General features: G+C 34.1%; 17 protein-coding genes. 12 read left to right on the top strand and 5 right to left on the bottom strand.

All coding sequences use genetic code 11. The annotated features are described in order from the left end of the window. From QZN45_RS10580 to hisD, 3 genes are all read left to right on the top strand, one after another. The coding region (locus QZN45_RS10580) for a hypothetical protein (RefSeq protein WP_296812838.1) at window positions 1–2,595 on the top strand (2,595 nt) is incomplete at its 5' end. A 283-nt stretch (window positions 2,596–2,878) separates the two neighbouring features. Further along, entirely contained in the window at window positions 2,879–4,528 is a 1,650-nt protein-coding gene (ilvD, locus tag QZN45_RS10575) for a dihydroxy-acid dehydratase (RefSeq protein ID WP_296802018.1), read from the top strand. 7 nt (window positions 4,529–4,535) lie between these two features. Beyond that, window positions 4,536–5,807 carry a histidinol dehydrogenase gene (gene hisD / locus QZN45_RS10570; RefSeq protein WP_292883346.1) on the top strand — a complete coding sequence of 424 codons (1,272 nt, stop codon included), beginning with the start codon at window positions 4,536–4,538 and terminating at the stop codon, window positions 5,805–5,807. A 32-nt stretch (window positions 5,808–5,839) separates the two neighbouring features. Here the strand turns inward: hisD and QZN45_RS10565 are convergent, their stop codons facing one another. Together QZN45_RS10565 and QZN45_RS10560 are read right to left on the bottom strand one after the other, a co-directional pair. Beyond that, window positions 5,840–6,016, bottom strand: coding sequence for a hypothetical protein (locus QZN45_RS10565; protein WP_292608907.1), 177 nt, complete (start codon window positions 6,014–6,016; stop codon window positions 5,840–5,842). A gap of 8 nt (window positions 6,017–6,024) precedes the next feature. After that, window positions 6,025–6,627 carry a hypothetical protein gene (locus QZN45_RS10560; protein ID WP_296812836.1) on the bottom strand — a complete coding sequence of 201 codons (603 nt, stop codon included), beginning with the start codon at window positions 6,625–6,627 and terminating at the stop codon, window positions 6,025–6,027. A 237-nt stretch (window positions 6,628–6,864) separates the two neighbouring features. Between QZN45_RS10560 and QZN45_RS10555 the strand changes: the two genes are divergently transcribed. Beyond that, window positions 6,865–7,410 carry a DapH/DapD/GlmU-related protein gene (locus QZN45_RS10555; protein WP_296812834.1) on the top strand — a complete coding sequence of 182 codons (546 nt, stop codon included), beginning with the start codon at window positions 6,865–6,867 and terminating at the stop codon, window positions 7,408–7,410. A gap of 14 nt (window positions 7,411–7,424) precedes the next feature. Here QZN45_RS10555 and QZN45_RS10550 read toward each other — a convergent pair whose 3' ends face one another. Then, the gene (locus tag QZN45_RS10550; protein ID WP_296812833.1) at window positions 7,425–8,372 is read right to left on the bottom strand and encodes a zinc-ribbon domain-containing protein; all 948 of its coding nucleotides are present in this window, start codon (window positions 8,370–8,372) and stop codon (window positions 7,425–7,427) included. A gap of 112 nt (window positions 8,373–8,484) precedes the next feature. On the opposite strand from QZN45_RS10550, the gene QZN45_RS10545 reads away from it, so the two are divergent. The 3 genes from QZN45_RS10545 (at window position 8,485) to QZN45_RS10535 (ending at window position 12,391) form a co-directional block, all read left to right on the top strand. Then, window positions 8,485–9,663 carry a hypothetical protein gene (locus QZN45_RS10545; protein WP_296812832.1) on the top strand — a complete coding sequence of 393 codons (1,179 nt, stop codon included), beginning with the start codon at window positions 8,485–8,487 and terminating at the stop codon, window positions 9,661–9,663. A 194-nt stretch (window positions 9,664–9,857) separates the two neighbouring features. Continuing rightward, window positions 9,858–11,177, top strand: a complete 1,320-nt coding sequence (gene aspS / locus QZN45_RS10540; protein ID WP_296812831.1) for an aspartate--tRNA(Asn) ligase — start codon at window positions 9,858–9,860, stop codon at window positions 11,175–11,177. Between the two features lie 20 nt (window positions 11,178–11,197). Beyond that, the gene (locus tag QZN45_RS10535; RefSeq protein WP_296812828.1) at window positions 11,198–12,391 is read left to right on the top strand and encodes an aminoacetone oxidase family FAD-binding enzyme; all 1,194 of its coding nucleotides are present in this window, start codon (window positions 11,198–11,200) and stop codon (window positions 12,389–12,391) included. Window positions 12,392–12,739: 348 nt separating this feature from the next. On the opposite strand, the gene QZN45_RS10530 is transcribed toward QZN45_RS10535, so the two are convergent. Further along, complete coding sequence (locus tag QZN45_RS10530) at window positions 12,740–12,904, bottom strand: hypothetical protein (RefSeq protein WP_296801513.1); 165 nt, start codon at window positions 12,902–12,904, stop codon at window positions 12,740–12,742. A 493-nt stretch (window positions 12,905–13,397) separates the two neighbouring features. Here QZN45_RS10530 and QZN45_RS10525 point away from each other — a divergent pair, with 493 nt between their 5' ends. The 4 genes from QZN45_RS10525 to argS are packed head-to-tail and all read left to right on the top strand — an operon-like array spanning window position 13,398 to window position 17,459. Further along, window positions 13,398–14,027, top strand: coding sequence for a cobalt-precorrin-8 methylmutase (locus QZN45_RS10525; RefSeq protein WP_292608882.1), 630 nt, complete (start codon window positions 13,398–13,400; stop codon window positions 14,025–14,027). A 9-nt stretch (window positions 14,028–14,036) separates the two neighbouring features. After that, window positions 14,037–15,299 (top strand): glutamate-1-semialdehyde 2,1-aminomutase, encoded by a 1,263-nt coding sequence (gene hemL / locus QZN45_RS10520; RefSeq protein ID WP_292608879.1) that lies wholly within the window; start codon window positions 14,037–14,039, stop codon window positions 15,297–15,299. An 18-nt stretch (window positions 15,300–15,317) separates the two neighbouring features. After that, window positions 15,318–15,740, top strand: a complete 423-nt coding sequence (locus QZN45_RS10515) for a signal peptidase I (protein ID WP_296801510.1) — start codon at window positions 15,318–15,320, stop codon at window positions 15,738–15,740. Window positions 15,741–15,758: 18 nt separating this feature from the next. After that, a complete protein-coding gene (gene argS / locus QZN45_RS10510; RefSeq protein WP_296812826.1) occupies window positions 15,759–17,459 on the top strand; it encodes an arginine--tRNA ligase in 1,701 nt (566 codons plus the stop codon). Between the two features lie 34 nt (window positions 17,460–17,493). On the opposite strand, the gene QZN45_RS10505 is transcribed toward argS, so the two are convergent. Continuing rightward, complete coding sequence (locus QZN45_RS10505) at window positions 17,494–18,036, bottom strand: nitroreductase (RefSeq protein WP_296812824.1); 543 nt, start codon at window positions 18,034–18,036, stop codon at window positions 17,494–17,496. Window positions 18,037–18,152: 116 nt separating this feature from the next. Here QZN45_RS10505 and QZN45_RS10500 point away from each other — a divergent pair. After that, window positions 18,153–18,375, top strand: a 223-nt coding sequence (locus QZN45_RS10500; RefSeq protein ID WP_296812822.1) for a helix-turn-helix domain-containing protein, incomplete at its 3' end; no start/stop codon positions are given.

Below are 18,375 nucleotides of genomic sequence, written 5' to 3'. Positions count from 1 at the left end.
AATGCAACTAATGTTACCTTGAAGGATTTATTCCCATCTGGTTATTTCGAATTCATTAATTGTACTGACAGTAACGGTAACACTTATGATTTAACTGACGATTGGATTATTCCATTTATGGGTAACGGTACTAATATTACATTTACAGTCTATTCCAAAGCTGTAACTCCTGAAAATAATATTGATAATGCTGTTAATGTTAATTGTACTGAAGATGAGTGGAATTACACTAATAATGATGCAAATAAATCCGTTAGTATTGTTCCTCTTCCTTATCCAGTTAAAACTGTTAATAATGATACTCCTTATTATCATGACGTGATTGAGTATAATTTGACTATTGTTAATGTTGGCAGTGTTGATTATGCTGATAATTTGACTGTTATTGATAGTTTGCCTGTTGGTTTACAATTCCTTGAGACTGTTAACATTGATGGTGCTGTTAAACTTAGTGAAGACCAAAAAGGTCAGGTCATTACTTGGGTTTTAACTAATGTCACTAAAGGTAGTGCTGTCATTACTGTTAGAGTTAAAATTATCGGTTTAGGTAATTTGACTAATAATCTGACTGTTGTTGGTCCTAATGGTAAAGAAATTATGGTTAACTGTACTGTTTATCCTGTTCCTATTGTTGATATTTCTGTTAACATTACTAGTGATAAGGATGAGTACTTTGTTGATGATGTTGCTGTCTGGACAATAACCATATCCAATGCGGGCAACGGTACCAATGCAACAAATGTCAAATTAAGTGAGTTGCTTCCTGAAGAGTTTGAATTTATCAACTGTACTGTTACTGGCGGTACTTATGATAATGAAACCGGTGTTTGGATCATTCCTAATTTGGCTAATGGAACAAATGTAACTTTAGTGATTAATTCCTATGCTAAGACTCCTGCAAGTGACATTACAAATAATGTTAACGCATCTTGTGATGAGAAAGACTGGGATTACACTAACAACGATGCAAATAAAACAGTCGAAATAGTTCCTTTACCTGTCCCTGAAAAAACAGTAAATACTACAAAACCGTACAATAAGGAATTTGTCGAATATTATCTAACAATCAAAAACACTGGAAATAATGCCTATGTCGATGAGTTGATTGTTATAGACAGTTTACCAGTTGGCTTAATATTTAATGAAACTTTAAAAGTCGATGGTGCTGATTTGATTAAAGAAGTTGTAGACGGTCAAGTTATTACTTGGACCATTACAAATATTTCAGCCAAATCCAGTGCTGTAATAACTGTTAAAGTCTTTGTTGATGATATTGGTGATTTGACTAACAATTTAACTGTTGTCGGTCCTCATGGTACTAACGCAACTGTTGACTGTACTATCAATCCTATTCCAGTTGCAGATTTATTTGTGATTAAATTAAATGACTTTGATTTAATAATTGACATCTTTAATCCAATAGATTGTCATAATAAGGATACTGTAAAATGGTACATCTCAGTCATTAATGATGGGCCTGATACTGCTGTTAATGCGATTGCAACTGATATATTGCCTGAAGGTTTAATTTACATTACAGATAATTCAACTGGAGCATACAACCCTGAAACCGGTGTATGGACTATTGGAGATATTGCAAGTGGAGAAACTGCTACAATATGGATTGAAACTTTAGTGGACGCTTCCAATGTGACTATTGTAAATAATGTTAAAGTTAAATCAGATACCTACGATCCAGATGAAAGTAATAATCATAATGATGATTCATTAATTGTCGTGCCCGAAGCTGACTTAGAAATAACTAAATCAGTCTCTAATACAATCCCACATAAAAACGATAACATCATTTGGACTATAACTGTTACTAACAAGGGTGCAGATACTGCAATAAACACTGTAGTAACAGATAAATTACCTGAAGGTTTAATTTATGTTTCAGATGATTCATTGAATAATTATGATTATAAAACTGGAATTTGGAATGTAGGAGATTTGTCAAGTGGACAGTCTGTAACTTTAAAAATTAAAACTTTAGTAGCAACTACTAATAAGATAATAGTTAATTTGGCGGATGTCACTTCAGACACATATGATCCTAATGAAGCAAATAATCACTGCAATGAGTCAATTACAGTTCCTCCAGAAGCGGATTTAGTAATCACTGTTGACCCTGATAGGACTGATGTAACTGTTGGTGATAAAGTTAAAATCACTATCACAGTTGTAAATAACGGTCCTGACACAGCAGTTAACACTAATGCATTTATTGAAATACCTGATGAATTAAGACTTTTAGATTTCATTCCTTCTAAAGGTACTTATGATCCTGAAACTGGAATTTGGACTATTGGAGATTTAGCTCCGGGTGAAGAGGTAACTCTTATACTTAACACTGAAGCATTGAAAAGAGGTATTGTAATTGTTAAAGCAAGTGTCACATCTGATACTTATGATAGTGACCTTTCCAATAACAACGACACAGCCGATATAATGGTCAATGATACTCCAGAAGAAGAACATAATGCAGATGGTGTTTCACAAACTCCAAAAATGCATGCTACAGGTAATCCAATTGTAATGGTTCTTTTAGCGCTCCTTACAATTGCAGGTGTAACTTTAAGAAGAAAAGATTAGAAACACAATGGGAAATTAATTTTCCCATACTTTTTTTATTTTTTGATGAAAACATTAATGCATGTTTAATGATATGCACGTTTAAAAATTTCATAGTTTTACTACAATTCCATTGTTTTAATAATGGGTTTTTTCATAATTATTGTAGTTCTCATTCTCATATTATTAATTCAAATGATTAATCTACATATCACAAATCATATTCAACATTTTTTTCATTTACAATATTATAAAAGTCATGAACGAGATAAATATTAATGATTAAATTAAATTGTGTGATTAAATGATAAGTGATAATGTTAAAAAAGGAATTCAAAGAGCTCCACACAGATCTCTTTTAAGAGCTTGCGGTTTAGATGATGACGATTTTAAAAAGCCATTCATCGGAATTGCTAACAGTTTTACAGACATTGTTCCAGGTCATATCCATTTAAGGGAATTGGTCGAGTTTGTAAAAGAAGGAATTATCGCTGCCGGAGGTATTCCATTCGAATTTGACACCATGGCAGTATGTGACGGAATCAGTATGAATCATGAAGGTATGAAATATTCCCTCCCTTCACGTGAAATAATTGCTGCAACCGTTGAGTCCATGACCAAAGGCCATGCATTTGATGGGCTTGTATTGATTCCAAGCTGTGATAAGGTAGTTCCTGGAATGATTATGGGTGCTGCGAGAGTAAATGTACCTTCAATTGTAGTTACTGGCGGGCCGATGGCATCCGGTGAATATAATGGAAAACCTGCAGATTTGATTACTGTATTTGAAGCTGTTGGTGCTTATTCTGCCGGTAAAATGTCTGAAGAAGAAGTCAAAGAACTTGAAAAATGTGCCTGTCCTGGAGCTGGAAGCTGCTCCGGTCTATTTACTGCAAATACTATGGCATGTATTACAGAAACATTTGGTTTGTCCCTTCCGACCTGTGCTACAACCCATGCAAGAACAGATGAAAACAATCAGATTGCATTTGAATCCGGAAAACAAATCTTAAAGCTTGTTGAAGACGATATCAGGCCATCAGATATTTTAACACAAGGGGCATTCAATAATGCCATCGCTGTTGACATGGCTTTGGGAGGATCATCCAATACTGCATTACATATTCCAGCCATTGCCAGTGAAGTTGATGGCATAGATGTTGATTTGGAATTGTTCGATAAGATATCAAGAGAAGTTCCGCATATTACACTTATATCTCCTGCCGGTGAAGATTCAATGATGGACTTGCACCTGGCCGGTGGTATTCAGGCTGTTTTAAAGACTTTGGGAGATAAAATCGATACCAGTCAATTGACAGTAACCGGAAAAACAATTAGGGAAAACCTGGAAACTGTTGAAAACAAAAACACCGATGTCATTCATACATTGGACAGTCCAGTACATGAAGATGGCGGAATTGCTATTTTGAAAGGTAATTTGGCTCCAAATGGTAGTGTCGTTAAAAAAGGTGCTGTAGCAGACCATCTAATGCATCTTAAAGGCCCTGCAAAAGTTTATAATTCTGAAGAAGATGTAACCAAGGCTATATTTGACCATGAAATTGAAGAGGGAGATATTGTCGTAATCAGATATGAGGGTCCTAAAGGAGGTCCTGGAATGCGTGAAATGTTAAATCCAACATCTGCCCTTGCTGGAATGAACATCAAGGATGTGGGATTAATAACTGATGGAAGATTCTCCGGTGGAACAAGAGGGCCTTGCATAGGGCATGTATCTCCAGAAGCAAGAGAAGACGGACCAATTGCCGCAATACAAAACGGTGATATAATTGAAATTGACATTAACAATAGAATCATTAATGTTGAACTTTCCGATGCAGAAATTGAAGAAAGATTAAAATCTATTGAACACCCAGAAAGTGATGTTGATGGGTGGTTAGCAATATATCAAAAATTAGTTCACTCAGCAGATACAGGCGCTATTATGAGGTAGTGTTAAAATGGAAATACTAAATTATTCTGAAATAGATTTAACCGAAACAATCAAAAGATCAGAAGAAGATGTAAACAAGGTACTGGACATAGTTTCTGATATTTTAAACAACGTTAAATTAAATAAGGATGATGCTATTCGTGAATATACCGAGAAGTTTGATGGGGTTACAATAGAAAATTTGAAAGTATCCAAAGATGAAATTGAAGAGGCTTATGATACTTTAGATGATTCATTACTTGTTGCACTGAAACAAGCCGCATCAAATATTGAAAAATTTCATAAAAAACAAATTCCATCTGAATGGGAATTGGAGGTAAATCCTGGAATAGTTGCAGGTCAAATTGTAAGGCCGATTAACTCTGCTGGATGTTATATTCCTGGTGGTCGTGCGGCTTACCCTTCATCAATATTAATGACTGTAATTCCTGCAAAAATTGCTGGCGTAAAAAAAGTGGTCTGTGTGACTCCGCCTCAAAAAGATGGAAAAATTTTAGATGCAATTCTGGTTGCAGCTGACATCGCAGGTGCTGATGAGATTTACAAAGTTGGTGGTGCTCAGGCAATTGCAGGACTTGCATATGGTACCGAATCAATACCTCGAGTAGAAAAAATTGTAGGTCCAGGTAATATATTCGTTACTGCAGCAAAAAAATTGGTATATGGTCAAGTAGATATCGAGTTTCCTGCAGGTCCATCAGAAGTGTTGATATTGGCTGATGATAGTGCAAATCCTGAATTTTTAGCAACTGATATTTTGGCACAGGCAGAACATGACCCAAACGCTTCATGTTTCCTGGTAACTGATAGCAAAGATTTGGCAATTAAAACAGATGAATTTGTTAATCAATTAACCCAAATAGCACCAAGGCGTGAAATTATTGAAGAGTCATTGTCCAAAAGCGGAAAAATCATTATCACAAACACAATGGATGAGGCAATTTATGTTACAAATGAATACGCTCCAGAACACTTAATAATATCCACTAAAGACGATGACGAGACATTATCACACATTAACAATGCAGGTTCAATATTTTTAGGTTCATATTCCCCAGTTGCAGCAGGTGATTATGGATCCGGAACAAACCATGTTTTGCCTACCGGAGGAGGAGCCAAAATGTATTCCGGTCTTTCAACAGAGGCTTTCATCAAAAAACCGACTGTTCAAAGATTAACAAAAGAAGGCCTTAAGGAATTATCAAAAACTTCAGTCCCGATTGCTGAATATGAAGGATTCTTTGCACATGCAAATTCATTCAAAACAAGATTGAAATAAGTTTATAAGTAATGTCCTTATAAACTTTCTTTTTATTTATTATGTTTTGATTCTTTTTTAATCACACATTCTGCATTGTTTCGTATAACTATTTGTTGCGTTTTGTGACGGCCACTTTTTGGAATGGGAACAGGATTGCTAATTTTCCTTGCTTCACATTGTATCCTTTCTCCTTTAATTTTATCTCCTTTTTTAACATAAGTCCCCATCTAATCACCTAATATTTAACATTCATTTCAATTCCTTTTTCTTCCAGTTCTGTTAATATGTCATCCACATCAAAAAGCTGCAATTGCAGGTCATAGACAATGTCTGAAATATTTGGATTTTCATGAGTTTTGCAATATTCAATTATTTCCTTTTCCTGTTGGGATTTGGGGATTTCTCTAAAACTCACTTCCCGTTGAATTATCCCATCATTGTAATTGTTGAAGTATGCTGTTCGTGCAATTAGATTTATTGCGGAATTGTTATCCATCTTTTCAAATTTTTTGTTTTTTATTACTGGGAACAGAACAACTGTATTTTCAATATTTTCAATTAATGGTTCTATTTCTTTGTAAATTTCATTAAAATGCTTTAACATTCCATTAAAAAACATTTTTTCACTAACTTCTATATTTAATAGTAATTTTGTTTCTGTTGTCCAACCTAATTTTTCACAAAGCTCTAATGAATAATTACAATTGGGAAAATGTTTTTTCAATAGCGGTTTTAATTCCTTAAGGATTTTCAGTGTATTTTTATTGTGGGATATGAAATTATTAATTTCCTTTTCGCTTGAAATTAGTTCAAAATCGTGATATGATTTTTTCTCCATATTTTGCCTCCATTGCTTTATCAGTGAAATATTGCTGTTTTCTTGAAAAATTGATTTATAACCAACTTAAAAGTTTTTATTTTATTAATATCGGATTTTATGTTTTTAATATATTAAATACTTATCTATTTCATAGAAAAATCATTATTTAACTTGAATCGTAGCTTTATATTGGAAATAGGATATAATGGTAATTATTAAATATTGGATGTAATATATATTGTATATGGTGATTTGATGGATTTTGAACGAGTAGATATGGATAATCTTTCTGAAGAGGAACTGCAAGAAGCCTTTAAAATGAATGAAATTCTTTTTCGGCTTAATCATACAATGCCAATGACTCCTGAATATGGAGAAGTATTAAAGGAGCTTTTTGGTGATAACATTGGTGAAAACTCAATGGTTCAGGCGCCTTTGTCCGGTGCGGCCTTGGATAGACTGAAGATTGGAAACAATGTTTTCATCAATTCCAACTGTCTTGCAATGGCACGTGGCGGAATTACCATTGAAGATGATGTAATGCTTGCGGCAAATGTTCAATTGCTCTCAAATAATCATGATGAATATGACAGACAGGTTTTGCTTTGCAAGCCGATACATATCAAAAAAGGAGCATGGATTGGTGCCGGTGCAAGTATTCTTCCTGGTGTGACAATAGGTGAATATGCCATTGTGGGAGCCGGAGCCATCGTTACAAAAGATGTTGGCGACTACGAGGTTGCCGTTGGCGTTCCTGCAAAAATAGTTAAAAAATTAGATCAAAAAAAATTTGAAAAATAGCTAAATTTAGCTATTTATAATATTTTATCGACATCGATAAGTTTTTTCACTGGTTTTCTTAGGATTTTTACTGCAATTATTCCCATTATCAGTCCGAATATTGTGAATATTACAGCGGAGTATCCGAAGAGCATTTCGTAACTGAAGGTGAACCCGCTTGAAAGCTCAACAATGTAATTGCTTAATAATCCCAATACAAGTCCTGTAACAATTCCAAGTAATCCGCCATTTATTATATCTTTAAATGATCCGAATATTCCTATGGTTATAATCAAGCTTATTATGAATCCTATCGGATAGTAATCTCCATGCATGCCTGCGAATATGTAACAAAAGATTAATGAAATAAATACTGAAAGTATGATGGAAATTATGGAACATACTATTAGGTTTTTGAAGTTTATTGTATTTTTTATTCCGCTCATTGACTGCTTGTCTATATTTACTGATTTTCCGCATTCCGGACAGAAATCGGTTTCATCATCAATTTCAGTATGGCAAAATGGGCAATACTCTTTTTCACCATCATCTGTATTTGAAGTAGTTTCTTTAATTTCTTCCTTAGGCTCTTCCTTTTCATCTTCGGTATCTTTTTTATCGGTTTCTTCTTCTTGTGAAGCTTCGTCTTTGCTTTCTTCTTTGTTGTCTTCGGTATCTTTTTTATCGGTTTCTTCTTCTTGTGAAGCTTCGTCTTTGCTTTCTTCTTTGTTGTCTTCGGTATCTTTTTTATCGGTTTCTTCTTTATCTTCAGTTTTTTCTTGTGAAGCTTCATTTTCGTTGTCTTTATTTTCTTCTTCACCTGAATCTTCAAGTTTTGTGCCACAGTTTGGACAAAATGCACTTGATTCATCAAGTTTTTGATTGCACTCTGGACAAATTATCTCCTTTTCGATTTTAGTACCACAATTGGCACAATATGGGTTGTCATGAGCTTCATTTCCGCATTTTGGACATTTAACCATATTCCATAACACCTTTTTTTGCATTTTTTTGTTAATATTGTATTTATTTGTTTTAGTATTTATATCATAAAAAACATAAGTTATATACATAATATAATTTAGGTGAAAGTTAATGAAAATTGATACTCATGTCTTATTTCTTATTGTAATCGTTGGTATCATTTCCGTAGGTTTAGTCGGTGCAAATGTTTTAAGCAGCGACCAGTCAATGAAACAAGAAGTATTTGATGGTATTAAGATTTCAGTGCCTTCAGATTCTAATTTTGTTAAAACCGGGGATGGTGTGTATAAGGACAGTAAATATGGTGTCACTATTCACACATTCAAAAACAATGATTCAATGATTAATTATTTGAAAAATACTAAAAATTCGAAAATCGTACCTGTTGAAAATCAACCTCCGCAATCAGTCGCATTTAAAAAAGGTGACACAATAAACATATTAGTAACTAATGGTCAGGAAGGAGTTTCAGTCAGTTCTAAAGATGGTGGACTTACTACTCAAATAGCAAACAATATTGTATTTAGTGATAATCACAAATCTCAAAAACCTGTTCCTGTTTTAAATGTTGCTCCTCCAACTATGACTAAAGATAAGGATTTCAATTTAATAATGCTTCTTATAGCTGATGTGGATACTAATATTTTCAATTTAAATCTTTTCCAACTTAATATTGTACCTGTAATAGATCAGTTTAATGAAATTCATGCTAATCAGTTTGTAAATATTGAATTTATACCTGATTCAGATGGTGTCTATTCAAATGATTCAATAAGTGATTCAGCTGACCATTCTAATGCTGATGATGTGATAATTACTGATACTGGTAATGCAACTTCTGCTGCTGGCGGTAAAAATACTACTTCATCCGGTGATGATTTGGCTAATGAAGTATCTACAAAATTGATGAATGACAGTTCTTCTTCCAACAATGCTCCAAGTTCATCCCAAAGTAGCTCTGCTAGTTCAAGCCCTGCATCTTCAAGTCCTAGCCAACCTGCTTCTTCAGGTTCATCAAGCGGTGGTGCAGTAGCTAGTCCTAGTTCAAGCCCATCAAATCCATCTTCAAGTTCATCCAGTAATACTCCTAAATACTCATATGAAGACTGTAAACAGCTTGTAGAACAGTACTTAATAAATTTAAAGGGCTATGAGATTGACAAATATGAGCAATCCGGAGACACTTACGAATTCTATATTGTGGACAGTACTCATAATAATCAGGATATGGGTATAATCACTGTAGATGCTAAAACCGGTCAACTGGACGATACTAAATTCATTAAATAATAATTTTTTATTATTTTTTCTTTTTTTATTTTTTTAAAATCTGATAACTCATTTTTTAATTCAAAATATTTTTTTCAGCTAGTTTTTTTCCTATTCCTATTTCACATATGTTTATTAAACATTAAAACTAAACTAAAATTATAATGAAAATTTATCATTATTATTGATTTTTTTAAAACCGCGAGGTGAATAATTTGCAAGGTTTATTAAAAGATTGGAGAAGAACTAATTACGCTAATGAATGCACTTCTGAAATTGCAGGCAGTGACATTACCGTCATGGGTTGGGTACATGAAATCCGTGACTTTGGTGGAATCATGTTTGTAATTCTACGTGATGTAACTGGTAGAGTTCAAATTACAGCTCCAAGTAAAAAAGTAGAAGCAGAAATATTAGAAGAATTAAGAAATTTAAGAAAAGAATCAGTTGTAGCTATTAAAGGTACTGCTCAGGAAGCTCCTAAAGCTCCAAACGGCGTTGAAATTTTACCAAAAGAAGTTAAAATTTTAAACTTAGCTAACCAGCCTTTACCAATGGATCCAACTGAAAAAGTTAAAGCTGGAATTGATACAAGATTAGATTCAAGATTCTTGGATATCAGAAAAGAAAATGTTTCAGCAATTTTCAAAATTAAAGGTCAAATGTTCCATACTATCAGAGATTTCTTCTATGATAATGGATTTTATGAAATTAACACTCCTAAACTTGTAGCTTCAGCTACTGAAGGAGGAACTGAATTATTCCCAATTACATACTTTGAAAAAGAGGCTTTCCTTGGCCAATCTCCACAATTATACAAACAGATGATGATGGCTAGTGGAATGGATAAGGTATTCGAAATAGGTCAAATCTTCAGGGCTGAAGAGCACGATACCTTAAGACACTTGAACGAAGCTGTTTCCATTGATGCAGAAGCATCATTTGCTGACGATGAAGATGTAATGAAAATCTTAAACGACATGATCATTCAGGTATTGAAAGATGTTAATGAAAACTGTGCTGATGAATTGGACATTTTAGGCCATGAACTTGAAGTGCCTTCTGGTGATTTCCCTGTTGTGACCTATGATGAAGCACTTGATATCGTAAACTCCAAAGATGTTGAAATGGAATGGGGAGAAGACTTGTCTCGTGAAGCTGAAAAGGCATTAGGTGACACAATGGGTGGATTCTACTTCTTGACCAGATGGCCAAGTGAAATCAAACCGTTCTATGTCATGCCTGTAGACGGCGATGAAAAATACTCTCATGCCTTTGATTTAATGTACAACAACTTAGAGTTATCTTCTGGTGCTACTCGTGTTCATCAATACGATTTGCTCGTAAAACAAATAGAAGAAAGAGGATTAAACCCTGCTGGATTTGGAAGCTATCTTAAAGCATTTGAATATGGTATGCCTCCTCATGCAGGTTGGGGTGTAGGTGCCGACAGGTTAACCATGGTATTAACCGGCTCTGAAAACATCCGTGAATGTGTACTCTTCCCAAGAGACAGACACAGATTAACCCCTTAAATTTTCTTTTTTTGATTAAAATGAAAGAATATGATATAGCTGTTATTGGTGGAGGACCTGCTGGAATGATGGCTGCAATTGCGGCCAGTCAAAATTCCTCCAGTGTAATATTGCTTGAAAAGAATCCGTCCCTTGGTCGAAAACTCCTGCTGACCGGTGGCGGAAGATGCAATATCACCAACAACAAGCCAATAAAACAGTTGTTGAATTCTTTTAACAATAAAAATTTCCTTAAACACTCTTTTTATACATTTACAAATGAAGATTTGTTTTCTCTTTTTGATTTTGAATTTATCCAGGAGGATAACAACCGTGTTTTTCCAAAAAGCGAAAAGTCAAGTGATGTCTTGGACGGTCTCATTAAAAAGTTGGATAATGTAGTTATAAGTTATAACTTTGAAGTAAAAACGATAACTGAAGACTTTATTATTAATGATGAGATAAAAGCAGATAAGATTATAATCGCTACCGGCGGTGTAACCTATCCGCAGACCGGTTGCAATATAAAAAATTACTCTTTGACTTCACAGCCATTGACTGACATCAAATATGGGCTTTCACCGTTAATTACCGAAAAGGATTTGTCAGACATTGCCGGCATAACTCTAAATGATGTTGTTATAAGTTATAAGAAAAGCAGGGTAAGGGGAAATGTACTCTTTTCACATGTCGGTTTGACTGGTCCGGGAATTATAAACTTAAGCAATGAGATATCTGAAGGTATAAGTCATAACCTGTTGGAGAATGACCCTGAAGTGGATTTGGAGATAGCTATTGATTTATGCCCAGAATATGGTCGTGAAGAGCTTTTTAAGAGTTTCACATCAGATTTCCAGTCCAAGGGAAAGACAATGCTTAAGAATTATCTGAAATTGTTTTTGACAAACAGTTTCATCGACTTCTTTTTAAGTGAAATTGATTTGGATGGCGAAGTTCAATTATCCAGAATCAACAAGAAAAGCAAAAACAGATTGGTTGAAAACCTGAAAAGATTCACTTTTAAAATCATTGGTTTCAACGATAATCTGGCTAAAGTGACTGTCGGTGGTGTTGATTTAAAGTATGTCAATCCGAAAACGATGGAATCAACATTGACACCTGGTCTTTATTTTGCAGGTGAGGTTTTGGATGTTCACGGTCCGACCGGTGGCTATAATCTGAAAATTGCCTTTTCGACAGGTTATCTGGCAGGTTTGTCAGCTAGTGAAAAATAATTGATGTACTATTATTTTTAGACATTAACGATTTCTATTTTCAATTTTCAAGATAATTTCACTTCTCGATATATATCCCAATTTTCAATTGACATCAAAAGTTACAATGCTCACTGTTAATGTCTAATATGGTTGATATTATAATATGTTGCATATTAAACTAGTTAAATAATTCATCATGTTTTGCTTTTAATCATTACCTACATCACTTGGTTTTCTCTTTTTCCGCATATCATTTTCCAAATTTTCAAGGCAATTTTACATTGTTAAAGCATTATTGCAGTATATTTTTAAAAAATAAAGGTTTATATGGATTTATTTTTATAATTATGTGTAAACTGTAACTCTTTAAGTCCAGGAGGTGATATTGTGATTTTTCATGGTGTTGCCGTGACTTGGATTTGGAGGTTTTCCTTTGATGAAAAGTCTACTGGCAACTTTTATATATTCCATAGGGGGAGTCATTGTGAGTGTACTTTCTAAGTATTGGATTGCTATGTTCTTGTACCTCATTTGTTTGTGGTGCTTGACTTTTGTATTCACATTGGTTTTTGTAAAACTGATGTGAAGCTTGCCATGATTCTCCTTTAGATTGTAGGGATCTTCTATTTTATAGGGATTTGTTTTTCAATAGCCTCACCGGGTTATTTTTGGGTTCAGTTGTACTTATAAAGACAACTCCCTACAATCTATAAACTTCATGATTAAATTTAAATAGGATTTGGATTATAATATTAATAGAGTTTGAAAATCCTTTTTGGATTTCTGATTCCAACTTTGAATATATAAAAGTTTTTTTTCAATATCTAATCGGTGTGTTGCAGGATTTTCCTGCAATATAGATATTGACTGTTTTTTCAAGGACTTGTTTTTAAAATTTAAAATAATTTTCGCACCTCCAAAAGCATTTAAATTTTTAGCATTGTTTTTTAATAGCATTTGAAAATGCATGTCATTTTTTTTAAAAACAAAATATTTAAGATATATATAATTTAAAAATTATCTTATGACAGACAAAATGTTCATGGGTGCATCAACTAAGCAAGGTATGGATATCGCTACCAAAAGTAGGGAAATTATTCGTGGCCTTATTGGAGATGATGTCAAAGATTTAAATCCTGCTGAAAGAGACATTGTTGAAAGGATTGTTCACTCCACAGCTGATCCTGAATATGCAAAATTGGTAAAAATTAGTCCTGATTTTGTAGATGTAGCTATGGATTCCCTTAGAAATAAAGAAACCATTTTAACCGACATAAACATGGTCAAATATGGTATTACAAGATATGATGGGGAAGTTGAGTGTTATATCAGAAATGAGGAAGTAATAAAAATTGCAAAGGAAAATCAAATCACAAGGGCTGCAGCCGCCATGAGATATGCGGCGGCCAATGATTTCGAAGGCATTGTTGTTTCTGGTAATGCTCCAACTGCTGTTTTTGAAGCTATGGATTTATATCAAAAAGGCGAAATGAATCTTAAAGCTATTGTTGGAGTTCCTGTAGGTTTTGTGGGAGCTGCTGATTCTAAAGAAGCTTTAAAAAATTCAAATATTCCAAATATTGTAGTTGAAGGCCCTAAAGGCGGTACTCCTATTGCTGTAGCATGTGTAAATTCCTTAATTCAACATTTGTAGTGTGATAAAATGTATTCTGAAGAACTGTTCAATGAATCTAAAAATTATTTTCCCGGAGGAGTAAATTCTCCTGTACGTGCTTTTAAACCATATCCGTTTTTTGTTAAAAGCGCTGGCGGATGTAAAATAACTGATGTAGACGAAAAAACCTATATTGATTATTGTTTGGCATACGGTCCTTTGATTTTAGGACATGCAAATCCAAAAGTCGTAAGGGAAGTTTCAAATCAATTGACTGTCGGAAGTGCCTATGGTGCACCGACTGAAAATGAAATCAAACTTGCAAAAGAGGTTGTTTCTAGAATTCCATCTGCTGAAATGGTAAGATTTTGTAATAGTGGAACTGAAGCAACAATGAGTGCGATAAGGCTTGCAAGAGGTTTTACCAAAAGGGATAAAATAGTTAAGTTTGAAGGCGCATATCACGGGGCACATGATTACGTTTTAGTTAAAGGCGGGTCTGGTGCTGCAACCTTGCCTGACTCTCCAGGAATACCTGCAGACACTACTAAAAATACTTTGTCTGTTCCATTTAATGATGAAGAAGCTTTAACTGATTTGATTGAAAAAGAGGGAGAAAATATTGCCTGTATTATAATGGAAGTTGTAATGGGTAATGTTGGCTGTATTGAACCAAAACCTGGATTTTTGGAGTTTATAAGAAAAATAACTGAAGAAAATGGAATTGTTTTAATATTTGATGAAGTAATCACCGGTTTTAGAGCTTCAAAAGGTGGAGCTCAACAATACTATGGAGTCACTCCTGATTTGACAACACTTGGTAAGATTGTTGGTGGTGGGCTTCCAATGGGTGCATTCTGCGGTAAAAGAGAAATAATGGAATTGATTGCACCTCAAGGACCGGTTTATCAGGCAGGAACATTTTCCGGAAATCCGATTTCTGTTCAGGCAGGACTTTCTACCATGTCCCAGTTAGATGACAAGTTTTATAAGGACTTGGAAAGTAAAGGAAACTTCCTCAGAAGTGAAATCAGAGCGACTGTTGAAGACAAGGATTTGAATATTCAGCCGGTTGGTTTGGCTTCAATGTTTCAGATTTATTTCAATGAAAATGATGTTTATAACTATGAAGATGCTAAAGCCTCAGACAGTGACAGGTTTTTAGTATACTTCAGAGAATTATTGAAAGAAGGTGTTTTCATACCTCCTAGCCAATTTGAATGTAATTTTATTTCAAGTGCTCACAGCATGGAGGATATAGAAAAAACTTCTCAAGCGATTGACAATGCATTAAGAGTTGCATTCAAATAAAATTAATAGGGTGTTAATGTGGTAGATTTAAAAGAGATTGCATCATATGCAGTAATATTGATAATTGTCTTAATTGCTGCGCAACATTTAAATGTGGTTGTTTCAGGAAGTATGGAACCTGCATTTTATAGGGGGGATATTGTAATGGTTCAAAAGGCAAGTTTCCTCGGTATACAGGAGTTCAATGTTAATGACATCCAGAAAGGTGATGTTGTCGTTTATGATGCAAAATGGTATAATCAACCGGTAATTCATAGAGTTATTGATATTGTAAATGTTAATGGAAGTACGATGTATCTGATTAAGGGGGATAATAATAATGCTCCCGATCCGTATTATGTATCGCCAAACCAAATCCAATCAAAGGTTGTAACGATTGGTGACAATTTGGTCGTAATTCCAAAAATTGGTTATCTTTCCCTTTGGTTAAGGGGTTTATGATTATTATAAGGTGAGTTAATGTATTTTGAGATTGAAAAACAAGCTATTGATGCAATTAATAAGGCACTAGATCAATATGATGTAGAAATTGATAGAAATTTTAAATTGGAATTTCCGCCTAATCCTAATTTAGGGGACTTGGCAAGTACAATTGCTTTTGCACTTACTAAAAAATTAAGAACTTCACCTCCTGAAGTTGCTGCAGATTTGGTTGAAAAAATAGAGGTTCCGGAAATTTTCACTAAAGTTCAAAATTTCGGTCCTTACGTTAATTTTTTCATTGACTATTCCAAATTTTCAAAGTTATTATTGGAAAAGGTCGATGAAAATTATGGACAGCTTCCGGAATATGGTGAAAAGATTGTATTGGAACACACTTCAGCTAATCCTAACGGTCCTTTACATATAGGGCATATCAGAAATTCCATTTTTGGAGATTCCCTTGCTAGATTGTTAAAATTAGCCGGAAGGGATGTAATAACCCAATACTATGTAAATGATATGGGAAGACAAATTGCAATAATCGTATGCGGTATTACAGAATGTGGTCTTAAGATTGAAGATTATGAAGGAGAAAAAATTGACCACAAAATAGGAAAATTATACTTTGATGCCAATAAGGCCGTAGAAGAGGATGAAGCACTAAACGCTAAAGTCGATGAATTAATCCAGAAATACGAACAAGGTGAAGATGAGGAATTAAATAAGGTCTTTGAAGATGTTGTTTCAAAATGTATTTCCGGAATGAAAGAATCCCTTTCAAGAATGAATATTGTCCATGATGACTTTGTTTGGGAAGGACAATTCATAAGAAACGGCGAAGTCGATGATTTGGTTGCATATATTCAAAAAGAAGGATTTACAAGAGAAAGTGATGTTTTATATATTGATTTGACTGATTTCAATATTGAAAAAGAGTTTGTTTTAAGAAGATCAAATGGTACTTCACTTTATTCTACAAGGGATTTGGCTTATCATAAATACAAAGCTACTTTAGGTGATACTGTACTGGATATTTTAGGTTCAGACCATAAATTGGCTGCCAAACAAATCAAAATAATATTTGAAGAGATATTCAGACAAAGTCCTCCTGAAGTAATATTTTATGAATTCATTACACTTCCGGAAGGTTCAATGTCTACAAGAAAAGGTAAATTTGTATCTGTCGATGAATTAATCGATGAAGCAGTACTCAGGGCACATGATGAAATCAAATCAAGAAATCCTGACCTTTCCGAAGATGAAATCGCTCCAATGGCTGAGGAAATAGGTATAGGAGCTGTCAGATTCTTCATTGCTAAATTGTCACCTGAAAAGCACTTGACCTTTAAGTGGGATGAAGCTTTAAGCTTTGAAAGAGGCTGCGCATCCATTCAATATGCACATGCAAGAGCATGCAAATTGATTGCAAAATCAGGTAAAGATGTCTCTTCTTTAAGTGTTGATGAGAATTGGACTCCTAATGAAGCAGAACAGGACCTTGTAAGACAAATCGCTAAATTCCCACAGGTTGTTGAAGATTGTGCTAACAAAAAGAGAGTTCACAATATTACTCAATACTCACAGGATTTAGCCGGTTCATTTAATAAATTCTATAAGACTGAACAAGTAATCGGTTCTGATGTAGAAGATACAAGACTAATTTTAGTTGATAGGGCTAAAACAACTATTAAAAACGCTTTGGATATTTTAGGTGTAACTGCACCTGAAAAAATGTAGATGAGTGGATAACTCATCTTTAATTTTCTTTTTTTTAATCCACATAGTGGATATAATCTTCTTTTCTAGGCAACGGTTCCGGTGCGTCCATGTCAGGATATCCTAAAACTACATGACCTATTCCTTCATAAGTTTCTGGAATTCCCCATTCTTTCAGTAATTCTTTTCCTTTATCGGATGCAAATTCTTCACGTGCTCTGTGAATCCAACATGAACCAACGCCAACTGCATGAGCTGCATTGACTAGAACTGCCAATACGCTTGAACCGTCTTCAACATATGTTGGACGTTCACTGTCGGCCAGCACAATCAGTAATGTTTTTACTCCGTAAAACGGATCCATGTCCTCTGGAACATCTATCGGGAAATAGCTTCTGTTCCATGCTGAAAATTCTTTAATGGTTTCCGGATTTTGAATTACAACAATTTTAGGTGATTGAAGACCTTGTCCTGTTGGGGCATAGGTTCCGGCTTCCAAAATTGTTTTTAACTCTTCGTCAGTAATCTGTTCGTCTTTAAATTTTCTGATACTTCTTCTTGTTTTTAGATTTTCTTTAAGGTTGGGGATGAATTTCACAAAAAGGCATCTGAAGATATTAGTTTTCAAATGCTCTCTCTATTTCTTTATATATTATTTATTATTTAAATTACTTTATATTAATTTTAAAATTGTCTCTTGAGGTTTAAGTGTTTATGAAATGTGTTAATCAGGGTTTGAAGGTTAGGTTGTATCCGGATGAGGATATGATGATTAAAATTAATCAGAATATAGGTAATTCCAGATTTACATGGAATAAACTCTTAGAATACTATCAAAAAACCTATAAATTATTCAAATTCCATGGTTACAGTAAGCTGAAGTGCAACATGACCACTTTTAACACCATGTTAAATATGCTCAAAAAAGAACATGATT

This window comes from uncultured Methanobrevibacter sp., from assembly GCF_900314695.1.
GTDB lineage: Archaea > Methanobacteriota > Methanobacteria > Methanobacteriales > Methanobacteriaceae > Methanocatella.
This window is presented reverse-complemented; position numbering and strand designations above follow the sequence as displayed.